The organism is Acidithiobacillus sp. TH-A36 (genome assembly GCF_057473445.1).
Window position 1 is genome coordinate 1 of sequence record NZ_JBYCKP010000139.1, and the last position, 1,402, is coordinate 1,402.

1 protein-coding gene is annotated in these 1,402 nt (G+C 56.5%); it reads right to left on the reverse strand.

What is annotated here, in order from left to right; all coding sequences use genetic code 11:
• Positions 1-1,402: efflux RND transporter permease subunit (locus tag AC2VLY_RS03850; protein WP_486921792.1), on the reverse strand; the 1,402-nt coding region annotated here is incomplete at both ends.

A 1,402-nucleotide genomic window follows, 5' to 3' on the forward strand; every position in this document is an offset into this window, starting at 1 on the left:
GTCCGGCCAGGGCCAGCATCCAGTATTTATGGTTCAGGGCCACTTTCAGGGTGCGAATATAAAAATCGCGGCTGTCCTTGAAAAATCGCTGAAAAATCCCGTCTTCAGGTAAGTGACCCGTATCATGCAGATCAGTCCGGGCGTGGGCATGATTGGGTTTGAGATAACGGCTGCAGAGCATGGGGGTAACGCTCAGGGCGACCATCCCGGAAATCAGGATGACCACAGCAATGCTGACCCCGAAGTCCGAGAATAAATGACCGACAAAGCCCCCCAGAAAAATCAGCGGCAGAAAAATGATGGACAGGGACAAAGTCATGGACAGCACCGTAAAACTGATTTCCCGACTGCCATTGAGGGCGGCAGTCATGCCGGTTTCACCCCGGTCGATATGTCGGTTGATGTTTTCCAGCATCACCACGGCATCATCCACCACAAAACCCACGGAAAGGGTCAGGGCCAGCAAGGTCAGGGTATTGATGCTGAAACCGAGCAGCATCATGACCAGAAAGGTGCCCAGCAGGGAAAGGGGTATGGCGACCGCACCGATGAGGGTGGCCGAGGGGCGGCGCAGAAACAGCCACATGACACCAGCTACCAGAATGCTGGCCAGGATGAGGGTCATCAACACTTCGTGTACTGCCGCGCGAATGTAATCGGCCAGATCGAAAACATTGGTCAGATGCACCCCGCCGGGCATGGCCGCCTGCAGTTGCGGCAACAGGGCGCGGATTTTGTTGGAAATGGCAACGGTATTGCTGCCGGGCTGCCGTGTTACGGCGAGAACAATGCCGGGCGTTTTGTTGATCCAGGTCTCCTGCTGGTTATCTTCGGTACTGTTGACGGCCTTGCCAACCGCACTGAGGGGCACCGCCTGTCCGCCTTCGTAGGCCAGAACCAGATGGTTGTAGGCTTTTGCGGTATGTAACTGACCATGTACCTGGGTGGCGAAAGCCTGATCGCCCCCATCCAGGGTGCCACCGGGCAGATTGACGTTGGCGTTACCCAGGGCGCTTTGTACAGCCTGCAGACTCAGACCCCGGGCAGAAAGGGCAAAAGGATTCACATAAATGCGCACGGCGTAGGTTTGTGCCCCGTAAATTTGTACGTCAGATACCCCGGATATGCCGGATAATGCCGTGCTGACCTTGGTTTGCGCGTACTTGTCCAATTCATAGAGCGGCATGTTGGGCGCGGACATGCCAATATAAAACACGGGCTGGGCCGAAGGATTCATTTGCCGGACCGAAGGTGGCTCGGGCATACCCGGTGGTAGAAAATGCTGGGCCTGGGAAACGGCGTTGGACACCTGCTGGGTGGCCCCCAGCGCGGATTTGCTGAGATCGAACTGCAGGGTGATCTGGGTGACCCCGTTTTGACTGACGGCACTCATGGAGTTGAG